This window comes from Roseburia sp. OM04-10BH (assembly GCF_003462605.1).
Lineage (GTDB): Bacteria > Bacillota > Clostridia > Lachnospirales > Lachnospiraceae > Roseburia_C > Roseburia_C amylophila.
The window spans coordinates 1-5,212 of the sequence record NZ_QTZI01000025.1; the positions used below are offsets into that span (position 1 = coordinate 1).

A 5,212-nucleotide genomic window follows, 5' to 3' on the forward strand; every position below is an offset into this window, starting at 1 on the left:
CAGTTTATAGAGTTAAAAAATATAAGTTAAGGAGGCATGTATTATGAAAAAAGTAATCTATCTGCTTGTATTATGTATGGTGCTGGGAATGGCTGGATGTGGAACGAATCAAGAAAATAAAGAACCTGTGTCTGGAAATGTGTCCGTAGAAACAGAAAATAAAGAAAATGATGATGTAGTACAAAATGAGCAAATAGCAGATACTGGCTCATATCCTCCATGTGTTATGGTTGATGGTGTTATATATAAAGACACAGGATATGTAGCGTCAATGCCTGGTTGTGGAACAATGGATGGAGAAATTGTGTCAACAGTGGCAGGGACAGAGTTACCATCTGAAAATAATCAATCAAATTTCGGAAGCGGATATCATTATCAAAGGAGTTCTGAAGGTCAGCTCATAGTAGTCATTGATGACGAACGAATCATATTTAGAGATATTGAAAAAGATGATACGTCTATTCCAATAGAGGTTATCAATTTTAATGCAAAAGTAAAAGAAATTACCGATGATGGAGAACTTCTTGTAACGCATGTGAGTACAGCTGAAGGCTTTTGTCAGATGAATGATGGAGAGTATTATGTATCGGCAGAAAATTTAGCGGAAAATGTTCAGGTGGGAGATATCGTTACAATATGGTTTAATGGAATGATTCAAGAAACATACCCTGCTCAATTGGGGGTAGTTTATAGAATCATTAAAACACAATAATTAGTCAAATTCTTATTTATGGAGGTATATATTATGAGAGTAATCATTTCAATCATTCTTATGGTAATTGCAGCGTTGGTCGGTTTTTTCTTTGGTGCTGGAATGAACGAAGCAATGGGTGGAGCAATACTACTTTCAATGATTACAGGTTTTGCTTGCACTATTAATGCTATTGAAAAGAACAAGAAGGACTGACAACTTCAAGTTGAACAAAATCGCTGCGCGATGGCCTGCCAAGGCTGTGGCGTAGCTTTCTTTTTCTCAATAATAAAATAGGCAATGGCAATTCTTACCAGTATTTGATATTGTAAAGTTACCACACAAAACAATTCAATAAAGAAAGACACCACTGCCTATGAAAAGAATACCATTTGACCGCTTTTCTGACAAGCGGTTTTATTATGCTAATGCACCTCCATGTAAGCAGGGTTTTTCATTAACTACTGATTTTACATGGAGGATTTTATTATGTACGAAGAAATTTTTAATCAGATTCAATCTGCTGCGAATAAACGGAATCTCAAGGATTCCACGATTCATGCATACTGTACCAGTGTTGCTCATTTTTTGAACCACACAGCCAAGGATATAGATGCATTAACAACTGACGATGTTGATATATTCCTAACTGAAAAGAAACTTTCCGGGATTTCACCAGAAACATACAATCACTACCATTCAGGAATCCGCTTCTTTTACAAAAAAATATTGAAGAAGAATTGGGATGATGATGACATACCTCGTATGAAAAGGGACAGAAAGTTACCAACGGTGCTTACAAAAACAGAAATATCAGCTATTCTTGATGCTACGCCAAATCTGAAGCACAAAGCTATGATTGCTACTATGTATTCAGGCGGACTTCGTGTTTCAGAAGTCACACATCTTCATTATGATGATATTTCACGCACGAACAAAACCATACACATCCGTGATGGGAAAAGTCGCTCTGATCGTTATACTTTGCTTGCAGACCGGACGCTCGAAATATTGACAGAATACTGGTTTCAATGTGGCAGACCAAGAGGGATTTTGTTCCCAAGTTCATGGACAGGGGATTATCTTACAAAAGATAGTGTCATTCAGTTTTTTCGTGAAAGTGCCAAAAGAGCAGGCATTCAGAAACACGTCTCCACGCATTGTTTACGTCACAGCTTTGCAAGTCATCTGTTTGAATCCGGCTGTGATGTAAAATATATTCAAGCGCTTCTGGGACATCGTGATCCAAAATCAACAGAGGTTTATCTGCATGTAAGCAATAAAACTCTGCTTGGAATTAGGAGTCCATTTGATGAGATGGGCGGTGAATGATTATGGAGAAATCATGTACGATACAAGATGTATTTGAACGGTTTTATCCTTCTTATGAAAAGAGGAATAGCCCTCCTGCTCATCATAGAAAAACAGCTTATCATATCATGAACTGTAAAACAGGCGCTTTTGGTGTAAACATCAGTGTTTGTGAGGACTGCGGATGTATCAGCATTCATAATAACTCCTGCAGAAGCAGATGCTGTCCCATGTGCCAGGAGTTTCCGAAAGAGAAATGGATTGATGCACAAAAAGAGAACGTACTTGATGCACCCTATTATCATGTAGTATTCACAGTTCCTGAGGAATTGAATTCCATCATTTACAGCAACCAGAAGCTGTTGTATGATGCACTGTATCATGCTGCCTCAGCAACCTTGAATGAATTAGCAAAAGACGCAAAGTACCTGGGAGCTAATATAGGGTATATCTGCATTCTTCATACCTGGGGTTCTGCAATGAATTATCATCCTCATATTCATACCATTGTTCTTGGAGGTGGGCTTGATGATGAAAATAAATGGAAAGAAACAGGTGGAAAATTTTTTCTCCCATATGGTGTTATCTCGAAAGTGTTCCGTGGAAAATATCTGGATGAGTTAAAAAGCCTGTGGAATGATTCTAAGCTTAAATTTCATGGTACAGCAGAGAAATATCAGAACAGCTATCGTTTTAAAGAACTTCTTGATAAGTGTTATGAAAAGAACTGGGTCACTTACTGTAAAGAAACTTTCAATGGTGCACAGTCGGTTATCAATTATCTTGGAAAATATACCCACAGGATAGCAATCAGTAATCATCGAATCAAATCCATGACAGATACGACAGTTACATATGTAGTAAAAGACTATAAAAACGAAGGCTGCTGGAAAGAAAAAACAATTTCAGGAGAAGAATTCATCCGTCGATTCATGATGCATGTTCCTCCCAAACGATTTGTCAGAATCCGGCACTATGGTCTGCTATCATGTAGAAACAAGAGAAAAAAGATAACTCACTGCAGAAACCTGCTTGGATGTAAGAAATACATTTCTACATTAAAAAATCTAAATGCAGTAGAAATGATAAGGGTTTTATATCACATCGATGTATGCAAATGTTCTTCTTGTGGAGGGAATATGGTATCACCCCGCAAAGATAAATACAGTTCTTCTTTTCGTGCACATATGAGATGTTAAGATCTACAATTGCATAGAATAAATGACTTCCTCATAGGAGGTTTGTTTGTCATGCCTGAAATTGATTTCTTGAATAAAAAAACTTTTACCAAAACATCCGGTATGATAAACTTAAGGAAAAGAGCAACGATTGAATCCCCATAGCTATCGGCTAAAGGGACGCGACTTTGTTCACCCAGGTAAAATCGAAATTGATGTAAACGAAAGGGCAGTTTTTATCAGAACTCAAGGCTGCTTTTTCGTTTACACCAACTCCGATTGTTTCCTTAACAGTTTGTAAAACTGATGGAATAAAAAAATGTAAAGCTGGGAGCATTAGCTTACGGCTTTTTAAGTTAAAGCAAATAGAAGTAAATAATGGTCAAAAAACAATCGACATCCGACCTCGTACACGTTATAATATAAGTAATCTAATAAGAAAACAGTGTTATCATTACTGCATTGCTAAATGAGAATGGTAGCCATAAATATGAATTCGTAGGAACGGAATGGTTGAACCCTCAGGGTGACAATGTCACTCATTTGTCAGCGAGAGGTGCTTAACTTAGATGATTTTCAGTTTTCTTATTTTGACATGGATTTACAGGAAGGGTAGAAAAATCAATGATTTCATTGACTTATCCTAACTCAAAATAATATAGGTTTCCAACGGGGGCTTGAACTCCTAAGACTCTATTGTAGGTTCGATTCCTATAGGAGACGCTCATTTTTAGCGGTAATGAAGATAGTTTCATTGCCGCTTTTTTCATGCAGAATTGTAATTTCAGTGACAAATTTGTCAGCGAAGCAGGACTGAAAATACTGATTTTGTCAGCGGGAATGGATGCTTGTCACCGATTCACATTTTCTGATTTGTCACACAAAGGGATTAACTACAATGTAGGATGAGCTTTGGGGTGTAAAATTAGGAAAAGAAGTGAAAAAACACTATATTCTTGAAAGCCTTGTTTGTTACGAAACTTTTTAAGCATATTAAGAAATAAAAGAGATTGTGTTTAAAGATGGAAAACTTGTCTGAGACGCAGCGAAGTAAATAAAATGAATAATATAGGAAGTCAGTAGTGCGTGAATAAACTGCTGGCTTCTTTTTTGATAGATACAGTCACTCCCAGAGAGTGTGCAGGATAGTAAAGTAATAATATCAACATGACGATATAGAAAATGCAGGGAAGCATTGTATTTCAAAGAGTTTGAGATACAGTGCTTTTGTGTATTAACAGGGGTAAATGGTTTAATGCTTTTTTTAATCGTATTTCGTGTTAAAAAATTGTATTTGGTGAAGAAATACCGTAATATTTTGTTTCATGTGATATCTTTTATAGGTGAGATTTGAAACAGAATAAAGATTGAGCCGATATATAAATGAGAAAGAAGGTGAGTGCTATGCTGGAAATTGTTGTCTGTGATGACGATATAGCAGATCTTGAGTGTGCAGTGACTATGCTGCATAAGATTTTTACAAGTCAAAAGATTGCTTATCATATTGAGCAATTTGCGTCTGCAAATCAAATGCTTGAAAATATCAGCAACATTGATATCGGAATTTTAGATATTTCGATGGAAGAACTGAATGGTATTAAACTGGGGAGAAAATTAAAGGAAAAATTTCCGGATGTGAAATTAGTGTATATTACGAGTTATGAAGAATATTGTATGCAGGTCATTAACGAAGTTCACGCATTTTCATTTCTATGTAAGCCATTGGAATATGATAAATTGGAAACGCAGATGTTGGAACTACTGGATCAACTGCCGGATACCGGAGCAGAAAAGGATTTTTATAAAGTGACGGACAGCAATGGGAAAGAGTATCTGTCAATCAAATTGAAACTCAGGGACATTTTATATTTTGAATACATAAAAAGATCAAGAAAAGTACTGATAGCGTTGTCTGATATCACATATGAGTATGACTGCATTTTTGAAAAACTGGTTGAAGAACTGCAGCCCTATGATTTTGTTGTGAATTGCAGGGGAAATCTGGTTAATTTAAGGCATATTGAAAAAATAA

The 5,212-nt window shown here is 36.2% G+C and carries 5 protein-coding genes; all 5 read left to right on the top strand.

Annotated features, from left to right (window positions below; translation table 11 throughout):
• The first annotated feature begins 43 nt into the window (after nucleotides 1–43).
• Entirely contained in the window at nucleotides 44–712 is a 669-nt protein-coding gene (locus tag DXB43_RS14725; RefSeq protein ID WP_117947910.1) for a hypothetical protein, read from the top strand.
• A 33-nt stretch (nucleotides 713–745) separates the two neighbouring features.
• Nucleotides 746–907: a hypothetical protein gene (locus tag DXB43_RS15210; RefSeq protein WP_015554547.1), complete on the top strand. Its 162-nt coding sequence runs from the start codon at nucleotides 746–748 to the stop codon at nucleotides 905–907.
• Between the two features lie 273 nt (nucleotides 908–1,180).
• Nucleotides 1,181–2,023, top strand: a complete 843-nt coding sequence (locus DXB43_RS14730; protein WP_117947911.1) for a tyrosine-type recombinase/integrase — start codon at nucleotides 1,181–1,183, stop codon at nucleotides 2,021–2,023.
• A gap of 2 nt (nucleotides 2,024–2,025) precedes the next feature.
• Nucleotides 2,026–3,201: an IS91 family transposase gene (locus tag DXB43_RS14735; protein ID WP_055303272.1), complete on the top strand. Its 1,176-nt coding sequence runs from the start codon at nucleotides 2,026–2,028 to the stop codon at nucleotides 3,199–3,201.
• Between the two features lie 1,383 nt (nucleotides 3,202–4,584).
• Nucleotides 4,585–5,212: LytR/AlgR family response regulator transcription factor (locus DXB43_RS14740; RefSeq protein ID WP_243006693.1), on the top strand; the 628-nt coding region annotated here is incomplete at its 3' end.

What these genes read in the sequence shown, in the direction of transcription:
- DXB43_RS15210 (WP_015554547.1), top strand. Translation starts at nt 746, where the DNA reads ATGAGAGTAATCATTTCAATCATTCTTATGGTAATTGCAGCGTTGGTC.
- DXB43_RS14735 (WP_055303272.1), top strand. Translation starts at nt 2,026, where the DNA reads ATGGAGAAATCATGTACGATACAAGATGTATTTGAACGGTTTTATCCT.
- DXB43_RS14725 (WP_117947910.1), top strand. Translation starts at nt 44, where the DNA reads ATGAAAAAAGTAATCTATCTGCTTGTATTATGTATGGTGCTGGGAATG.
- DXB43_RS14730 (WP_117947911.1), top strand. Translation starts at nt 1,181, where the DNA reads ATGTACGAAGAAATTTTTAATCAGATTCAATCTGCTGCGAATAAACGG.